This is a genomic window from Chryseobacterium sp. AG363 (assembly GCF_003610675.1).
Taxonomy (GTDB): domain Bacteria; phylum Bacteroidota; class Bacteroidia; order Flavobacteriales; family Weeksellaceae; genus Chryseobacterium; species Chryseobacterium cucumeris.
Map to the genome: position 1 here is coordinate 114,800 of NZ_RAQF01000005.1, position 18,585 is coordinate 133,384.

General features: G+C 36.3%; 17 protein-coding genes. 7 read left to right on the forward strand and 10 right to left on the reverse strand.

Going from position 1 to position 18,585, the window contains the following annotated elements; translation table 11 throughout:
• Positions 1-3: 3 nt before the first annotated feature.
• Together DEU39_RS19005 and DEU39_RS19010 are read right to left on the reverse strand one after the other, a co-directional pair.
• A complete protein-coding gene (locus DEU39_RS19005; RefSeq protein ID WP_120232995.1) occupies positions 4-1,323 on the reverse strand; it encodes a PDZ domain-containing protein in 1,320 nt (439 codons plus the stop codon).
• A gap of 120 nt (positions 1,324-1,443) precedes the next feature.
• Positions 1,444-2,082, reverse strand: coding sequence for an alpha/beta hydrolase (locus DEU39_RS19010; RefSeq protein WP_062676386.1), 639 nt, complete (start codon positions 2,080-2,082; stop codon positions 1,444-1,446).
• 245 nt (positions 2,083-2,327) lie between these two features.
• On the opposite strand from DEU39_RS19010, the gene DEU39_RS19015 reads away from it, so the two are divergent.
• Positions 2,328-2,759 (forward strand): hypothetical protein, encoded by a 432-nt coding sequence (locus DEU39_RS19015; protein WP_228432265.1) that lies wholly within the window; start codon positions 2,328-2,330, stop codon positions 2,757-2,759.
• A gap of 43 nt (positions 2,760-2,802) precedes the next feature.
• Here the strand turns inward: DEU39_RS19015 and DEU39_RS19020 are convergent, their stop codons facing one another.
• A complete protein-coding gene (locus DEU39_RS19020) occupies positions 2,803-3,441 on the reverse strand; it encodes a response regulator (RefSeq protein WP_062676385.1) in 639 nt (212 codons plus the stop codon).
• Positions 3,431-5,404 (reverse strand): tetratricopeptide repeat-containing sensor histidine kinase, encoded by a 1,974-nt coding sequence (locus DEU39_RS19025; protein WP_120232997.1) that lies wholly within the window; start codon positions 5,402-5,404, stop codon positions 3,431-3,433. The genes DEU39_RS19020 and DEU39_RS19025 overlap by 11 nt, the downstream gene beginning before the upstream one ends.
• Before the next feature lie 201 nt (positions 5,405-5,605).
• Between DEU39_RS19025 and DEU39_RS19030 the strand changes: the two genes are divergently transcribed.
• Positions 5,606-6,022, forward strand: coding sequence for a hypothetical protein (locus DEU39_RS19030; protein ID WP_062676383.1), 417 nt, complete (start codon positions 5,606-5,608; stop codon positions 6,020-6,022).
• 72 nt (positions 6,023-6,094) lie between these two features.
• Here DEU39_RS19030 and tyrS read toward each other — a convergent pair whose 3' ends face one another.
• Entirely contained in the window at positions 6,095-7,390 is a 1,296-nt protein-coding gene (gene tyrS / locus DEU39_RS19035; protein ID WP_120232998.1) for a tyrosine--tRNA ligase, read from the reverse strand.
• 199 nt (positions 7,391-7,589) lie between these two features.
• Here tyrS and DEU39_RS19040 point away from each other — a divergent pair, with 199 nt between their 5' ends.
• The gene (locus DEU39_RS19040) at positions 7,590-8,150 is read left to right on the forward strand and encodes an RNA polymerase sigma factor (RefSeq protein ID WP_034692096.1); all 561 of its coding nucleotides are present in this window, start codon (positions 7,590-7,592) and stop codon (positions 8,148-8,150) included.
• 89 nt (positions 8,151-8,239) lie between these two features.
• On the opposite strand, the gene DEU39_RS19045 is transcribed toward DEU39_RS19040, so the two are convergent.
• Positions 8,240-8,872: a hypothetical protein gene (locus DEU39_RS19045; protein WP_228436847.1), complete on the reverse strand. Its 633-nt coding sequence runs from the start codon at positions 8,870-8,872 to the stop codon at positions 8,240-8,242.
• Positions 8,873-8,987: 115 nt separating this feature from the next.
• On the opposite strand from DEU39_RS19045, the gene lipA reads away from it, so the two are divergent.
• Complete coding sequence (gene lipA, locus DEU39_RS19050) at positions 8,988-9,854, forward strand: lipoyl synthase (protein WP_002981042.1); 867 nt, start codon at positions 8,988-8,990, stop codon at positions 9,852-9,854.
• A gap of 216 nt (positions 9,855-10,070) precedes the next feature.
• Here lipA and DEU39_RS19055 read toward each other — a convergent pair whose 3' ends face one another.
• Positions 10,071-10,964 carry an AraC family transcriptional regulator gene (locus tag DEU39_RS19055; RefSeq protein ID WP_120233000.1) on the reverse strand — a complete coding sequence of 298 codons (894 nt, stop codon included), beginning with the start codon at positions 10,962-10,964 and terminating at the stop codon, positions 10,071-10,073.
• Between the two features lie 183 nt (positions 10,965-11,147).
• Here DEU39_RS19055 and DEU39_RS19060 point away from each other — a divergent pair, with 183 nt between their 5' ends.
• Positions 11,148-12,347 (forward strand): MFS transporter, encoded by a 1,200-nt coding sequence (locus DEU39_RS19060; RefSeq protein WP_183037446.1) that lies wholly within the window; start codon positions 11,148-11,150, stop codon positions 12,345-12,347.
• Between the two features lie 71 nt (positions 12,348-12,418).
• Here DEU39_RS19060 and DEU39_RS19065 read toward each other — a convergent pair whose 3' ends face one another.
• A complete protein-coding gene (locus tag DEU39_RS19065) occupies positions 12,419-12,799 on the reverse strand; it encodes an STAS/SEC14 domain-containing protein (RefSeq protein WP_047432974.1) in 381 nt (126 codons plus the stop codon).
• A gap of 114 nt (positions 12,800-12,913) precedes the next feature.
• Between DEU39_RS19065 and DEU39_RS19070 the strand changes: the two genes are divergently transcribed.
• The gene (locus DEU39_RS19070; RefSeq protein WP_120233001.1) at positions 12,914-14,119 is read left to right on the forward strand and encodes an NAD(P)/FAD-dependent oxidoreductase; all 1,206 of its coding nucleotides are present in this window, start codon (positions 12,914-12,916) and stop codon (positions 14,117-14,119) included.
• A 142-nt stretch (positions 14,120-14,261) separates the two neighbouring features.
• Here DEU39_RS19070 and DEU39_RS19075 read toward each other — a convergent pair whose 3' ends face one another.
• The gene (locus DEU39_RS19075) at positions 14,262-15,452 is read right to left on the reverse strand and encodes a VWA domain-containing protein (protein WP_120233002.1); all 1,191 of its coding nucleotides are present in this window, start codon (positions 15,450-15,452) and stop codon (positions 14,262-14,264) included.
• A 352-nt stretch (positions 15,453-15,804) separates the two neighbouring features.
• Positions 15,805-16,479 carry an SIMPL domain-containing protein gene (locus DEU39_RS19080; protein ID WP_062676377.1) on the reverse strand — a complete coding sequence of 225 codons (675 nt, stop codon included), beginning with the start codon at positions 16,477-16,479 and terminating at the stop codon, positions 15,805-15,807.
• Between the two features lie 309 nt (positions 16,480-16,788).
• Between DEU39_RS19080 and DEU39_RS19085 the strand changes: the two genes are divergently transcribed.
• Entirely contained in the window at positions 16,789-18,582 is a 1,794-nt protein-coding gene (locus tag DEU39_RS19085; protein WP_120233003.1) for a histidine kinase, read from the forward strand.
• Positions 18,583-18,585: the final 3 nt, after the last annotated feature.

The window sequence follows — 18,585 nt, forward strand, 5'->3', positions numbered from 1 at the left end:
TTATTATTCTTGATAAGGAATAGGGTCTTGAAGGGTAAAACTTAGTGTGAGTTTTTCATTTTTCCTTTGAATGAGCATATTGATAGTTCTACCTTCATTAGATTTCATAAGCTCTACAATTTTTTCAAGGGTCATCTCGGAAGTAGGATCTCCATTAATACTTAGAATTCTGTCTTCCTTTTTCAGTCCTGCTTCATAGGCCGGCGAATCTTTTCTTACTCCGGCAATAGAAAATATAGGTTTTAGACTGAATTTATATTGAAAAGCATCCTTATAAACTTCATTTACTGCCGTAGCAGATTTTTGGGTTTCAATACTTATTCGGTCTTGCTGCCATTCCAGCCCGTCCTGTTTGAAATCCAATCCGCTCATATTAAAGTGAAAAGGATCATTAAAATATCTGTTTCTTTTCAAATATAACTTTTTGTTAGGATAATCAAAAATGACTGTAAATCTGCGCATAATTTCGCTGCCTATAGAGCCTTTCCTGTTTTCTACTAAGTTGACGTGTTGTATAGAGAATTCATCCGGCATAGAAGTGAGAGGCTTTTCAAACTTAAAATTTCCAAGGTAAAAATTATGAATACGACTTCTTTTACCATAAACATCTCCATTAAAACCACGGCCAAGAAAATCATCAATATTAGGCCTGTTATAAACAAAATTTTTAATCAGTGTAGGGAAGAGCCATATCGCATCACTGTTTCCAATATCAATCAGCAGTTTTGAGTCTTTCTTTTCATTTGTCATTTCTACACCTGCATACATATAGGGCTTATCTCTTTCAATGGTAATGGGGAATTCTTCAAATTTTCTGATTTTCTTTTCTAAAAGAGCAGCATTTTCAAATACAGTTATTTTCTTGGATGAATAATCGATATAAATAGGATGATTTTTGAAGAAATGATAGCCAATCACTCCATTTACAGGAATTCCTACGTGAGGCGAAATATTAAATTCTTCATCAATAATGATATAAAGAGACATGGAGGTATTGATAATCCCATTACCTATTTTGCCTATATTGCGCTCAGACTTCAGTCCATCAATACTTAAACTACCCCCAAGCCCGGAAAATTTGACTTTTTCAACATTGCTTAGCTTCACTTCTTTGTTTTCCAGGCTGAAAAGGATGGTTTCAGAAACTCCCGTATCCAGAAGAAAGGTGAGTTCAGCACCGTTGATATTAATAGGAATAAAGATAAGGTTGTTGATAAGCTGAAAAGGAATGACTGTTTTTTTAGTATTAATTAACTCAAAAGTATTTTGAGCATTTACAAAAATGCTTAGAAATAATCCCAGTAAAAGCAATTTAAATTTCATTTACTGAATTTACTGAATTTATCTATATGATAATAAAAAAACATTCCAAAAGCTGGAATGTTTATATAAGTTACAATGAAGTAATGTTTTTTATTAAATTTATTCCAAAATAGGTTTTGTTTATTTTGAAAAGAAGTCCATCAAATCCATATAATTCTTCTGGTTGACTCCATGTCCGCTCATATATTCCCTGAACGTGAAATAACAGCTAAGATCATAAAGAAGATCAGCTGCTTTTCTTCCCCATTCCAGAGGGATCACAGCATCATCCGTACCATGAGAAATGAAGAAACGCAGCCCCTCCAGTTTCTTTTTATCTTTTACAATACCCTCCAGAATTTTATCTTCAGGATAACTGCTCATACAGGCAACACGATTGAAAAGCTCAGGATGTTTTAAAGCCAAAGCATAACATAATATACCACCCTGGCTGAAGCCACAAAGATGAGCTTTGCTTTCCGTAAGCCCATAGTGGTTGACAATCTTTAGTATACTTTCCAGAACTGCATGTAAAGATTCGTTGGCCTGGGGAACATCAATGAAATTTTCAGGATCATTAAAATTGATATCATACCATGAATATCCTTCAAATTGAGTATCATGTGGAGCTCTGAAACTTACAATGATCCAGTCATTGGGAAGAGTTTCTCTAAAACTGAAAAGATCCTGCTCATTGCTGCCGTAGCCATGAAGCATAAAAAGAATGGGAGTTTGGGAAGTAATATTTTCCGGCTCTCTTACTAGATAATCTAAATTCATACAGCAAAGATAATTAAATTACCTGCAGAATCTTAACTTTTATTATTCATACAATGAACTTCTGTTGCATGGTGGTTTATGTGTAATGATTAATTATTTGGAGTATATTTTTGAATTTTTCCGGGTCTTTCTGTTTTTATTGATTTGATATTATTTGGAAATCTTTATTGGAAAATTTTCATAAAAGTTATTTTTATATTAATAAAAAACTTATATTTGAAACATTAAAAAATCTATTTGGAGAAATGAAGCAATTTTACAATTCAAAAAGTTTACTTAGACTTTCTTTTTTATTCGTTTTATTATTTTCTGTAATCACCGTTGTTAATTCTTGTAAAAAAGATGATGATGAAGAATTTCAGGATCATGTGGTTCAATTCGAAGTGAAGACCACTGCCGGAGGAAATATTATAAGTGTTGTAACACAGGTAGGTACAGCTCAGAATACCATATACAATACTCCGCAGTCTCCTGTAACTTCACCATGGACAAGTGGAGAATTCTTTGTGAATTCCAGCCAGGCACAGCTTAATCTTGATGCGAATGCATCAATGCCGGATGATAATTCTGAATTGACAATCAATCTTTATATTGATGGCGAGATAGCAAGAACAGTGAAGAAGAAAGGTAAAGGGGTATTGGTTGCTTCTATTGATTATAGCTTCTTAGAACCTTAATTACTTTAACAATATATAAAAAACCGCTTTTAAAGCGGTTTTTTTATTCTTCAATCATACGTTGCTGTACTGCGAGGTTAATCAATTCTGTTGAGTTCTTTGCCTGAAATTTCTGTAGCAGATTCTTACGGTGAGTGTCTACGGTAAGAGGACTTAAAAAAAGTTCTTCAGCAATTACATTACTTGTTTTTCCCTGTGCTACCATCTGTAGAATTTGTTTTTCCCTTTTAGTCAGTCTTGGAATAGGAAGGGTAGTCTGAGAAGGAAGACTGATAATCTGTTTGGTTTCATTGCAGAAAACAATATCTCCCGAAAGAGCTCCTCTGATACCTATCACAAGATCATCAATGGAAGTATTTTTGAGAAGGTAACCGCTTGCTCCGTTTTGTATAGACTGCATAATAATGCTTCGTTCTGAACGGTTACTGAACATTATGACAGAGGTGCTTGGCGATATTTTTTTGATTTCTCGGCAGAGTTCTGTTCCGTTGGAATCTGGGAGCGTAATGTCCAGAAGAACAATATCTACCATTTCAGACCGGATGAAACTCAGTGTTTCTGCACCGGATGCAAAACTTCCTGCGACATTGAAGAAAGGCTGGCTTCTCAGCATCATTCTTAATCCTTCAATGACAATGGGATGATCATCTACGATGACAATATTTATTTTTTCATTCTCCATGGATGTTAAGTTCTATATTAATTGCTGTTCCTTGATCATCAGAATTGATTTCCATTTTTCCTTTCAGGTAGTTGACTCTGTTTTTCAGATTACGAAGTCCCATACTTTTGGAGGTATTTTCTATATTTTTATCAAATCCTTTTCCGTTATCTTCAATCGTGATCAGAAAATTCTCGCCGGATTGGGAGCATTGAAGCAGAATACTGCTGGCTTCGGCGTGTTTTACAGCATTGGCCAGTAACTCCTGTACAATCCTGTAAATATTAAGCTGGATATTTAAAGGTAATGCTTTGTCAATATCAATAGCCTGAAAATCAATTTCCAGGTTTTTTCTCTTGTAAAATTCACACAGGTCGAGTATCGCGGTTTCCAAACCAAAATTAAGCAATGATTCTGGCATTAAATTTCTCGCTACATGACGGAGTTCACTTACAGAGCTGTCCAGCTGCCCCAGTATCTTATAAAACTCCTGATCTTTTTCAGGGTTTAAATGACTGGAAGACCACGTAGAAAAGTTGATCTTTACGCCGGCAAGCATTCCTCCCAGACCATCATGAAGGTCTCTTGCAATACGTTCTCTTTCCCTTTCTTCGCCATCAAGAATGGCTTTGGTTAACGACAATTCTTCCTTTTGTTTAATATCATTGATTCTCTGTTCATTTATTTTTTTGTTTTTTCTGAAAATAATAAACAGAAAAATCAGAAGACTTAACGCCAGCAGTAAAACAAGACCCATTCCCCACAAATAAGAATTCTTTTTGTTGACTTCCAGATCTTTTTGATTCTTTTCAGCATTTAAAGTTGCTATTTTCCTTTCTTTCTCAGCAGTATTGAATTTAGTTTCGAGTTTGTTGATTTCAAGCTTTACATTTTCTGTATTCAAACTATCGTTGAGTTTGGAATATCTTTGTTCCCACAGGAGCGCTTCTTTAGTATCTCCCAGTTCTTCATTAAGCAAGGAAAGCTGCTTATAAAAAGTTTTTCTGTTATTAAGATCAATAGCCAGAGATTTTTCCGTTAAAACATCTTCCAGGGTAGTCTTAGCTTCTTTATATCTTTTAAGTTTCTTTAAAATGTCAAACTTGTTGAAATAAAACATTTGAGCCAGAAGATTCTGATTGTACTTTCTGGTATACAATATTCCTTTTTCTATCACAGGAAGAGCTTCCTCATTTTTCTGCCGGGTAATATACAACAGGGTTTTGCTGTAATAATAAAAAGCATTGGATGAAGATTCAGGATATGTCCTGACAAGCTTTTCGGCTTTATTCAAATACTTTTCAGCCTGGTCTCCATTGGCCTGATAACAAAAATTGTTGGCAGAATTGAGATAGGTAAAAAATAGCTCCGCAGAATTCGGATATTGTTTTTCAAGAATTTCAAGGGCTTTGTTATTATAACCTTCAGCTTTTTTAAACTGGGCATTATAAGTAAGAATAACTGCAAGCTGAGTATACAGGAATCCCAGGTTTCTGCTGTTCTTATATTTTTCAACCAACGGAATACTCTTTTCAAGCATGATTTTAACCAACGGAATATACCCCTCTTTATCCTTTTGAGAAACTCCGTAGCTGTACCAGGCAAGAGCCTGAAGAAAATCGGATTCTTCATTTTTAAATTTTGATAAAGACTGAATAGCCTGCTGATAAGAAACAGCAGCCTTGTTTTTATTTCTGTCCAGATTATACTGTCCTTCGTAATAATAATATTTTGCCGAAATAAAAGGATTGTTTTGAGCCAGTATTTTCCCTTTTGCAAGATATTTTTTACTCAAAACCGAATCACTGTTCCTGTAATAATTTGATAAAAGAAAAGAGGCCGTTGCTTTTGAAGGATCGGAATGATTTCCTTTTGTAATGTTTTGTAAGCTGTCTATATAAGCTTTCTCATTAAGCGGAATGATTTGTTGGGATTGTAAAGTAAAAGATAAAAATAGACTTAACAGGACAAGTAATCTCTTCATTATGGATCAATTCTGTAAAATGTTTTTTTAAAACGTTCAATTTAATTAAAAATTTTAGCATAAAAAATACCTGAATTTAGGTAGAAAAAATTACTGGTTTTTCAGGATTGATAAACGTACGTGATGCTCATAGCTTTGCAAACATCAAATCATGAATCATAGAATATTCAATATAGTAACTAAAATTTAAACAAAAAGATTATGAAAAAAATGAGAATGAATCAGCTGTTAAGAGGAGCATTTGTTGCAGTAATAGCAGCAATGCTTATTGGATTTACGGCTTCATGCAGTAAAGATAACGATGACAATGAGAATGGAGCAGGAAAAAGTCATAAAGTGGTTTTTAAAGCAATCGCTTCTTCAGGTAGTAATATTGAGGTAGCGGTTTATGGAATTGACGGTAATCCTACCACTGCAACAAGTCTTAGCGGAACAACATGGAGCAGCCCTGAGGTAACATCAGAACCGGGAGCATACAATGCCACCGTTGGAGTAAACGCTGTCGGACCGGATGCTTCTGCAACTTTGAAAGTTCAGATCTGGGTAGACGGAGAACTGAAGAAAGAAGGGACTTCCAGCGGACAGTATCTGTCGGCTTCTACAAGCTATACATTTTAATATTAAATTATTTTAGGACATAAAACGGGCGCTGAGATTCATCTCAGCGCCCGTTTTTATATGTATCTTTTACTAATTTGCTCTTACAATAAAGTAGCTTTTTTTACCTTTTTGTAATAATAAGAACTTACCATCGATAAGATCCGTTTCATTAGCTGTAAAAGTATCATTTACTTTTTGCTTGTTGACAGAGATTGCATTTCCTTTAATCTCTCTTTGAGCTTCACTCTTAGATTTTAAGAACCCTGACTTTTCAGAAAGAAGATCAACAATATTCACTCCTAAAACATCAGCTTTTGCAATTTCTTTCTGAGGAACTCCATCAAAAACTTCAAGGAATATTTCCTCATCAAGACTTACAAGATCTTCAGCAGTAGAACGGCCGAAAAGGATTTCAGAAGCTTTCAGTGCTTTCTCATACTCTTCTCTTCCATGTACCCAAACTGTTACTTCTTCAGCCAGTTTCTTTTGTAGTTTTCTTTCGTGTGCCGCTGTTTTGTGCTCTTCAATTAAAGCTTCAATTTCCTCTTTTCCTAAGAAAGTGTAGAACTTAATGAATCTCTCAGCATCTTCATCAGTAGCATTCAGCCAGAACTGGTAGAATTTGTAAGGAGAAGTTTTCTTTTTATCCAGCCAGTAATTTTCTCCACTTTCAGACTTCCCGAATTTGGAGCCGTCTGCTTTGGTGATCAAAGGAACCGTTAATGCAAATGCTTCACCCTGAGCTTTTCTACGGATCAATTCTGTACCTGTAGTGATATTTCCCCACTGGTCTGAACCTCCCATCTGCAGCTTTACATTATTGTTTTGGTATAAGTGGAGGAAATCATATCCCTGGATGAGCTGGTACGTAAATTCTGTAAAACTCATTCCGTCTGCCCCTGACTCTCCAGAAAACCTTTTCTTTACAGAATCTTTAGCCATCATATAGTTGACTGTGATATTTTTTCCTACATTTTTAGCAAAATCAAGGAAAGAAATATTCTTCATCCAGTCGTAGTTATTTACCAGCTCAGCTTTGTTAGGCTCGTTTCCTTCGAAGTTTAAGAATTTCGAAAGCTGGTTTTTTAAACAGTCAACATAGTGTAAAAGAGTTTCTTCATCCAAAAGATTTCTTTCAGCAGATTTTCCGGACGGATCACCAATCATTCCCGTTGCACCTCCCACTAATGCAATCGGCTTGTGGCCATGAAGCTGGAAGTGCGCTAAAATTTTTATCTGGATAAGACTTCCGATATGTAAAGAATCGGCAGTAGGATCAAAACCAATATATGCAGTAGTTACCTCTTTATTCAGTTGTTCATCGGTTCCTGGCATCATATCGGCAAACAAACCACGCCACTTTAGTTCTTCTATAAAGGAATTCATTGATTTTTAACTTTAAAATTTTAAGATGCAAAGATAGTAAATTCATAAGTATTAAGGGTAAAAGCGAAACAGCAAAAATGTCGCGAAAAGAAAGTCACAAATCATGAAAATCTTTGTTAACTTTAAGAATTGAACAAGTTCACATTTTTGCCCTTTTACTCCTTTGTTTTTTACCCCAAATAATCTATATTTGTTATTAATGAACGACGAACAGCTATTCCTGCTCATCCAGAAGGCCAAAGATAAAGATCAGAAGGCTCAGACTAAACTCATCAATATTTTTTGGGTAGATGTTTTCTCTTTTGTCATGAAAAAGGTAAGAGATGAAAATGATGCGGATGAAATTACCGTCAATGTTTTTTCAAAAGTATTGTCAAAACTGGATATGTTTGATCCTCATTTTCAGTTCAAGACCTGGATATTGACCATTGCCCAAAATACTGTTATTGATTTCTGGAGAAAGAAGAATCGGGATAACGAAGACGCTGTTGAAAACCTTGATGAAGTCAAAAACCAATATGCAAAATCACCTGAAGAGCTTCTGATTTCTGAAGAAGAACAAAAGAAAATCATCAAAACCATAGAATCGCTGGATGCCAATTATCAGGACATTATCAAGCTGAGATTTTTTGAAGAAAAAAGCATCAAAGAAATTGCTGAAGAGCTGGGAATCTCCGTTGCCAATACTAAAGTAAGAGTAATGCGAGCCAAAAAAGTCTTAGCCGAACTGTTGAAGAATAATGAATTTGATGATCATTAAGCTCAATAATTCAATACATACTATTCAATAGAAACGTATTTTAACCCGTTTACTAAAAATACAAATTCAAAATTGGCTTTAGCCAAAGATTAAAAATAAACCTCTTCTTTTGTTTTCGGAAGAACTATTTTTTGCTGCTTTTCCTGATTTCTGTTCTGCAGATTGATCTTCAGCCCTTTTTTAATATAAGTTTCTTTTAAAGACTTACCATATTCCGCAGTATTTTCTACCTCTTTCGAATAATTAAGCTGTCCTGTTGAAAGGTTAAAATCTATCTCTTTCCAGTAATCACCAGGTCTTCCGGAAGTGGAGGAGGTTCCTATGAGCTCAAAATGCCCGTTCTGAAATCTATATTTATCTGTAACATCCCATTTCCAGCTGCTTCCGCCGTTTTGGGAAATAATCAGAATTCCTTTTTCTATTTTAGTTTCTCCATAAGGATCACCCATCATCCCTCCGCCATTGCTTTCCATAACAGCGTTTCTGGATTTTTCAAGAATAGTCCATGCTCCACCTGTTTTTTTCAGAATCTGAATTTCACGGATGTTTCCCATATCAGTCGTATCCTTTGTATTGTAAATAATTACTTTCTCAGGAATTTTATCACCATCAAGATCACCATCTACTGTTTCAATAACTGAAGAACCTGCAGGCTGAAATTGTTTTTGGGCCAGACAAAATGTTCCGCATACAGCGAATAAAAGAAAGAATATTTTTTTCATAAGAATATTTTGAGCAGATAAATATACAAATGAAATTTGAATGATCAATTTCATCAATATATCCGGTTGATGGTTTCCATTAAAAAATCCTTAACTTTGAGCTTCAATTTTAGAAATGGAAAATTCAGTTCAAGACACTACCGTTCAAAAACCAAAATGGATCCGCGTAAAACTTCCTACCGGAAAGAATTACAGAGAGCTGAGAACTTTGGTTGATAAATATAAATTAAATACCATTTGCCAAAGCGGAAGCTGCCCGAACATGGGAGAATGTTGGGGTGAAGGTACAGCTACTTTCATGATTTTAGGAAATATCTGTACAAGAAGCTGTGGATTCTGTGGCGTAAAAACAGGAAAACCGCTTGACGTAAATTGGGACGAACCTGAAAAAGTAGCAAGATCCATCAAGTTAATGAAGATCAAACATGCCGTGCTTACTTCTGTAGACCGCGATGATCTGAAAGATATGGGTTCTATTCTTTGGGGAGAAACAGTGAATGCTGTCAGAAGAATCTCTCCGGGAACCACAATGGAAACATTGATTCCTGACTTTCAGGGTATCACAAAACACCTTGACAGATTAGTAGAAGTTGCTCCTGAAGTAATCTCTCACAACATGGAAACCGTAAAACGTCTGACCAGAGAAGTAAGAATTCAGGCAAAATACGAAAGAAGCCTTGAAGTATTAAGATACCTGAAAGAAGCCGGACAAAGAAGAACCAAAACAGGGGTAATGCTTGGATTAGGTGAAACTAAAGATGAGGTTTTCCAGACGATCGAAGATATTAGAAATGCCAATGTAGATGTCATTACACTTGGACAATACCTACAGCCGACTAAAAAACATCTTCCGGTAAAGAAATTTATCACTCCTGAAGAATTTGATGAATTCGGGGATTTTGCAAGAAGCCTAGGTTTCAGACACGTTGAAAGTTCTCCACTCGTAAGAAGTTCTTACCACGCAGAAAAACATATTCACTAAAAATACAGACCGTTCAGCAATGAGCGGTTTTTTGTTTTTTAGGTAGCAGGGATCAGGTAGCAGATTATAGGTGATAGGTTGCAGATATTAGTGGTTACTAATGAAGGCGGCAATCGTTACAATAACGACTGTCATCATTCCCATCCTTTGGAGGGGGTGTCAAAAATTCAAAGAATTTTTGACGGGGTGGTTCCTACAACACTCAACAAAGCCTACTTAACAAGTCGTATCCTTCTTAATCACTCCAATCCTACCATTTATTTCAATCGGTCTGAAATGTTTTTTCTTAAACTCCGAAGGCGTTTCTCCCGTATGCTGTTTGAAAAGTTTATTAAAATAAGAAAGACTTTCAAAACCTACCTGAAAACAAACTTCTGTCACAGACTGATCTTTGAGCAGGAATATTTTAGCCTGATTGATCCTGTAATTGTTAACAAAATCAGTAAACGTCATATTCGTCTGCTTTTTAAAATACCGGCAGAAAGCAGGAGTACTCAAACTGACAACCTGGGCCACTTCATTGACATTGGGTTTCCGGTCATAATTTTCGTGGATATAATCGTAGATGGTTCCCATTCTGATTTTATCATTCAAAAACCATTTGATCCGGGTATCTTCCTTATTCAATTCTTTCACTTCTGTGGAATGGGCAAGAATTTGCAGAATTTCAATCAGCCCAACCAAGGATTCAAAAGAGTTTTTATCTTTAATAGCCTGTAGTTTTTCAACAACTGTAATTTTGGTTTCTCCGGAAAATGAAAGTCCGAGATAGGAACGTTCCAAAAGGTTCTTAATATTCTCAAATTCCGGAACAGGAAGGATAATATCCTGAAGGAAGCTTTCCCGCATCTGTAATACAAGCTGCCTGCATTCGGTCTGAATACCATAGTCAAAATTAAGATGAGGAACGTTGGAACCAATCAGTAAAAGATCGCTATCCGTAAAGCCGGAAATGTTTTTTCCAACGTGGCGGATTCCATTCACAGCTTCTACATACACCAGTTCAATTTCCGGGTGATAATGCCAGAAAAAACAGTTTTTCAGAGAAGGAGAAAATAGTTTGAAGGATTTCCCTTTTTCAAACTCAATAATTTCTTTCTGGATCTTCATTTTGTTCTTATTTGATTGTTTCTGAATTTAAAATTAAGTAAAAAGGTTAATATGGAGCAAATTTTTATCATTCAAGTAGGAGTGAAATTCAAACTTTCTTGCGATTTTTGCACTTTCAAAATAAAGATACTCAGGTGATCCTTTAACTTGAAGGAAATTAATTCAGAAAAAGATTTAGAGACAATGAAGATTGATAAAAGAATAATACCACTGGCAATTGGTGGTTTAGGGATAGGAACAACGGAATTTACCGTTATGGGACTGTTGCCGGATATTGCCAAAACATTACAGATTACGATTCCGCAAGCCGGACATTTGATTTCAGCATATGCCATGGGCGTGGTTATCGGAGCTCCAATCCTGATTGGATATTCTGTAAAATTCCCTCCGAAAAAAGTCCTGATGGCTTTTATGATCCTTTTTACATTATTTAATGCACTTTCTGCTATTGCTCCGGGATACAACAGTATGCTGGTTATCCGTTTTATGTCCGGACTTCCGCATGGAGCCTTCTTCGGTGTAGGAACAGTAGTGGCTTCAAGAATGGCAGGAAAAGGAAAAGAAGCATTTTATATATCGATGATGTTTACAGGGCTTACGGTTGCCAATCTCGCAATGGTGCCTCTGGTCACCTATATCGGGCATACCTTCCATTGGAGACTGTACTTTGCAATTGTAGCAGTGATTGGTCTTTTTGCCATTTTATTTTTAAAAATGTGGCTTCCCAATCTGGAATCCAACCAGAATACCCACTTTATGGAAGAACTGAAATTCCTTAAAAATAAACAGTCGTGGCTGGTATTGGCTATTACAGCCATTGGATTTGGAGGATTGTTCACATGGCTGAGCTATATTACTCCTTTAATGACTGTTGTTGCCGGGATTAAAAGCAGCCAGATGGCTTATGTAATGGTCCTTGCCGGGGCCGGAATGGTAGTTGGAAACCTGGTAGGAGGTATCGTTTCAGATAAGCTGGGACCTGAAAAAACCTGTGTATTGCTGATTTTCCTGATGATGGTTTCTCTCGGAGGTGTTTTCTTACTTGCTGAATATAAAAATATTGCTTTGGTATTGACGTTCATGTGCGGTGCGCTATCCATGTCTATCGCATCACCCATCAATATTATGATGATGAAAGCTGCCCCGAAAAGTGAAATGATGGCCGCAGCTTTTATGCAGGCAGGGTTCAATATTGCCAATGCAATGGGAGCGTTCCTTGGAGGAATTCCTTTGGAATATGGGTACTCCTTCAACTATCCATCGTTGGTGGGAGTAGGGATGACCTTTATCGGATTGGTTATAAGCGTAAGATATATGTACCTGTATGGTTCAAAAACTGAGAAAGAAGAAATAGCTGCAGAATGCGTATCATGTGATAAATAAAAATGAAGTCACAGTTAAAAATAACATCGCCTGTTTCAGTAAGAAACAGGCGATGTTTTATCAAATAAATGTTATGCCTCTACCTCATCTCCGTTTTTACACCAGTAGAGGGCATTGTATAAATTTTCTTTGGGGAAAGATTTAAACTCTCCCGGCATCAGAACACTGAAAACACTGGTGAAATCACGTATTCCTTCTTTATCCGTAACAATGGCTGACCGGTTCCAGTTGGTAAGATTTTTCAGTCCCAACAATAAATCTTCAAGCCACGCACCCATGGTAAAATTATCCAGATCGGTATCCAAATACAATAAATAATTCAGCTCACCGAACTGCTCTACCTTCTCTTTTACGCGCGGAATTACCAGTTTTTCAAAATCCTCTTTCGTTACTTCTCCCGTTGCATTGAATGCCGCAACATTCTCCGGGGCTTCTGGAATAATTGTTATCATAATCAATATTTTATGGTGGTTCAGTTTAAAAGAATAACAATAATTACACCATAATTTAGTAGAAAATTGTTAAAAAAGGTATAAATGTTGTTAGTTTCAGTGTAAAATATTAATATGAATCTCAAATCAAATGAACCTTTCTGGCTTTTAAAAAACGGATTGTTAGCATCTTATCCATCTTTAAAATCAAATGAAGAATGTGATGTTCTTGTTATAGGAGGCGGCATTACGGGAAGCCTGATCGCTCATCAGATGATAAAAGACGGGTATAAAACCATCCTGATTGATAAACGTGAACTTTGCAACGGAAGTACTTCCGCTACCACTTCAATGTTACAATACGAAATAGATGTTCCTCTCTATGAACTGATCGATCAGATTGGGAAAAAAGGAGCGGTCTTAAGTTATAAAGCCTGTAGCGATGCTATTGATACATTGGAGAAAATCACAAGAACCATCAGATCCAAAGCAGGTTTCAAACGCAAAAAATCATTATACTATGCCTCGAAAAAGAAAGACCTGGAATGGCTGAAAAAAGAATATGAAGCGAGAAAAGCCGCCGGATTTGAAGTAAAGTGGCTGTCTTCGGATCGTGTTATGGACCAGTTCGGGTTTGAAAATACGTATGGCGGAATCTTGTCAAAACAGGGCGCAAGCATTGATGCTTTCCAATTCGCTCATGAGCTTTTCATGCATAATGTAAAGAAGGGATTGAAGATATTTGATAAAACTGAAATGGTAAAAGTGGAGGAGCATAAAGGATTTAATCTGGTCACCACAGACAGCGGATTTCAGATCAAAGCAAAAAAAATGATTTACTGTATAGGATACGAAAGCAAAAATCTGATCAAAGAGAACTTTGTCAACCTTAAAAGTACCTACGCGGTCGTCTCTGAAATTGATAAAGACAAGTTCAAAAACATCAGCAGCACATTAGTATGGAATACTGATGATCCTTACCTCTACATGAGAACTACTGATGATGGAAGACTTCTCATTGGAGGAGGAGACGAAGACTTTTATGATGCCGAAAAACGTGATGCTATATTGTATAAAAAAGAAAAAGAAATTCTTAAAAATTTAAAGAAAATAAAACCCGATTATCATTTCTATACAGACTTTGTCTGGGCTGGAACTTTTGGGGAAACAAAAGACGGCTTACCCTATATCAGTGAGCATGAAAAATTTAAAAACTCTTATTTTGTGTTAGGCTTCGGAGGAAACGGAATTACTTTTTCAGTCGCGGGAATGGAAATGACTTCTTTGTTCATGAAAGGCAAAAAGCATTCGTTATCAAGATATTTTAAGTTTGGAAGGTAAATTTTCATGCTTTATCTTATATATGACAATACTCCAATTGTTGTGCCCAATTCCCCTCCTGTGGAGGGGTGTCAAAAATTCAAAGAATTTTTGACGGGGTGGTTTAAAAAAGCAGGCAGTCACAAAAAGACTGCCTGTTCAACTACAAACTATACCCGTTCTTTTTAGCAAGTTCAACAATAGAACTCTCAATGGCTTTTCCCAAATCATCAGAATCTTCTGTTCCTCTTTTTTTCATTTCGGAATCAATATAACCCTGGCGTTTTTTGGAAAGTTCTTCTATTTCCTTTTGAATTGTATCGCGTGCCGCAGATTTGGCAGCAATCGTTTTTTGAATTTCTTCCTTGCTTTTTCCTTTCAACTCGGCAGGAAGTTCACTTTCTTTAACATTGGCGATAAATCCGGCATCTTTTTCAGCTTTATCTACCAGATCCCAGTGATCATTTTTGTAAGCATTCTTTTTAGATTTGGCAACTGTTCTTTCTACCAGATTGGAAGCTGACTGCATTTCTGCGTTTTTATCCTGTGTGATCTGCTTAAGCCTGTACTCTGAACCATGATTTCCGTAGTAGATATAAGTATCATTTAACCTGGCATTGCATTCGGAAATTCTTTTGTCGTAAGGTGTTTCAATGTACATCACTTTTCTGTCGCTGTCGATATTGAAGTATTTTCCACCTCCCAGAGATGCCCCGTTTTGCCAGAACGTTTGGATTCCCTCTTCGCGGCTTCCGCAGAAAATGGTGTTGGTGTAAATATTTTTACCTTTCGCTTTTAAAACAACTTCCTTATAATTTATTTTTCCCTGATCAAATGCTTCATTACCTGCGATATAAATCAGTTTCATACTTTTCTCATTGCTGTCCCAGTTCAGGTTGGCAGCAGCATCACGGATCACAGCACCACAATATTCACTGCCGCCATTGGTTCTTAATGCGAACAGCTTTTCAGAAACAAGATCCAGATCCTGAGTGAGGGGAGTTACCTGACGGATGTAATTTTCATCACGAATTCCGTCGTTGCCGTATTCATACAGTGCAATTTCGATCTGGGGAGCTTTTCCGTTGTATTTAAGAGTGGTCAGCGTATTCACAATATTCCACAGTCTGGATTTTGCCTGATCAATCAGTCCGTCCATACTATTGGAAGTATCAAGGAGAAGAGCAACCTGAATTTTATTGTCTTTTACCGTTGAGGTTAGCGGAATTAATGTTGCTTTTTGTACCGGTAAATGATCGTCAGTATTACTTTTTGCAGCAAGGTTTTCCTGAATGTTTCCGGAGCTTAAGAAAGCTGTACCTGCTGCAAGTGCTAAGATTTTTAAAGTTGTCATATTGTTGTTTTTTATTGGTTATTTGTTGTAATCGGAAATCTTTAAATCCTTATTATTTTAAATTCCTGAAGTAAAATTATCCCTATTTGAGGCTTGAAATCACGAAACTTGGTGAACGGAAAGTTTCACTTGGTGGATGACAAAATAAGGAAGGCTCTAATTGTATGTTTAGTGTGATAGTAATAAATCTAATGTATCATTTCAATACTGTCAGGCTGAGTGGAGTCGAGGCCTTTACAATTCGAAAAACTTTAAAAGACCGACAGGTATTTTTCTTCAGCCATAACCCGATAACCCAATAGTACAAAAACAAAAAAGCCGCCCAAAAGGCAGCTTTCTCACATCTGTTATTTTAAAGGATTTCATATTTTGTTTTGATGCTGTATTTCAGCTTGATATTTTCAATATTATCAAAAGAATAATCTACAGGAGCGTCAGCCATTTCCACCTGCACACCGTAAGATCTTCCTTTATAAGCTGCAGGCATGATCACATCACTGGTGTAGTCTTCTATCTCTACAATTTCAAGAGCGTTTCCTGTTTTTTTACCCATGCTTTCCAGTAGGTAGTCTGCTTTTTCTTTAGCGGCTTTCAAAGCATTGATCTTCACTGTTTTTTTGAAATCCGCAATTTTAGTATTCTTTACCTCTGCAATATTCAGGCTGCTTACCCACTTTTGATTCAGGTCTTCAAAGATTTTGCTGAGGTTTGATTTTGTACCGGCTTTAAACTGATAGTTCTTAGAAAACTTAGCTGTCTTAGAATAGATATTCTGGTACATCGCTTTGAATTTGATATCCTCGTTCTTTACTCCTGCATTTTTTAAAATATCAAATAACTTCTTTTCATTATCTGCCAGATCGTTTTTATTATCAGCTTTTATCCCGATGCTAAAGATAATTTCATCCGGTTCCACTTCCATTTCGGCAACGCCTGTTACTTCAATGGCGTTTTTCTTTACTTCCTGAGCATTTACAAAGCTTCCAAGGGTTAAAATTCCGATTAATAAAAAATGTTTCAATTTCATAATTTCCTGTTTTTAAATTTTTAATTCTGATGTAAAATTACGCTGATCAGAAACCAGATTCCGGGAGACTTGGTGAAATAGAGTTTTCACTTGGTGAGTCTTGAAAAAAGTATTGTTTTGAAAAAAAATCTTTTAAACCATTAATAGAATCAAGAGACTTAATTTTGTTTAAATGCTTAAGTGGTGACCTTCTCTTTATTCAAAAAAAATCATCTTACCCCAGAGTATCAAACACTCAACTTGGTGAAGGGGAAACTTCACTTGGTGAATAGTTTTTGAGCAGACTATATATATGTATATCTTTGTTTTATGAAAATGCTTAAACTCTTTACTATCGTTTTACTTGTGCTTTTGGGAAATATAATCTATTCCCAAACCACTACTAACAGCAGTGCTGCTGTGGAAGAAGTACAGGTAGAAACGAAGAAGCTGAAAAAAGCAATGGACAAGAAAAATGAACCTGCCCAGGCAGATTCTTATTATAATATCGGAGAAACATTCTTCAATGGCGGAAACTTTGCGAAAAGTGAAGAATATTATACAAGAGCCAAAAAGCTGTATGAAAAACTCAACGATAAGCCCAATATTGAGAAAGCTACCCGAAGATTAGCCCAGTCACAGGAAAAGCAGAATAAAATAACACCAGCCATCAGCAATTACAGCATGGCTGCACAGGTAAGCTATAGTGAAAAAAGTAAAGCGGTCAATGCTAATGATGTAGCAAGACTTTCTTCTCCCACACCGGAGCTCAAAGCAGAAGCCATTCAGAATAATATCAATCTGACCAAAAAAGAAAATGAACAGGGCGATCTTGCAGAAAGTTACAGCCAGCTTGCAGATGTTAATCTGAGACAGAAAGACGTTTCCAGTGCCGAAGAAAATCTGAATACAGCCTATAAAATTTCTAAAAAAGAAGCTCCTCAGCAAGCGCTTGCCATCAATCAGAAACTGGCAGATCTTTATGTGGAAAACAAAAACTTTGAGAAAGCTATTGAAGCTAAAAAGAAAGTTCTGAAGGAGGATTTTGTGAAAGAGAACTCACAGGAAAAAGTGAATCAGATTCAGGAGCTGGCCGATATCTATATTAAAAAGAATGATCCTAAAGAAGCCGTAGACCTTTTGAAAAATGCCTACGGAATTGCTTTAGACAAAGGTCATACGCTGGAAGCACAAAGAAGTGTAAAGAAACTGGATAGCCTTTATGCGATTTCAGGAAATGTGGATGCCTCAGTTCAGCTTTACAGGGATTTTTTGGGAAAACTTCCGAATCTTGTTTCCAAAGACAGAAGCCTTGTTGATAATAAAATTCTCGAAGATACAGAGCAACGAATCTCACAGCTGGAAAAAGAAAAAGAGCTTAAAGACGAACTTATACGAAAGAAAAATGTCTTTAATTACAGTCTGATCGGTGCATTGGTTTTGCTGACAGGACTAATCATGTTTATTTTCAGCACCCTGAAAAAGGTTCAGACGAAAAATAAGAAAATTGCCCTTCAGTCGTTACGTCGTGAGATGAATCCTCATTTTATTTTCAACAGTTTAAATAGTGTCAATCACTTTATAGCCACCAATAATGAACTGGAAGCGAATCAGTATCTTACCAAATTTTCGAAGCTGATGCGCGGTGTAATGGAAAATTCCACTGAAGATTTTATTCCTTTTCAGCAGGAGCTAGATCTTCTTCAGAATTATCTTGCTCTGGAAAAAACGCGTTTCGCAGATAAATTTGATTATGAAATTGAAGTAGATGAAAGCCTGAATATGCAAAATCTGCAAGTTCCGGGAATGCTGATACAGCCGTTTCTGGAAAATGCTGTCTGGCACGGACTCCGCTACAGAACTGACAAAGGATTTTTAAAATTAAGCTTTAAAAAAAGTGAGTCTCATCTGAACATTCTTATTGAAGACAACGGAATAGGTATTGAAGAAAGTAAAAAGCAGAAAACCCAGCACCAAAAGACCCGAGAGGGAAGAGGGATGAAAAATACGCTGGAAAGAATTCAACTTCTGAATGATCTCTACAAAAAAGAGATCACCTGCTCTGTAAAGGATAAGGAAAATAGTAATGGTGTTTTGGTAACTATCCAGGTCAATTTGAAGTAATTG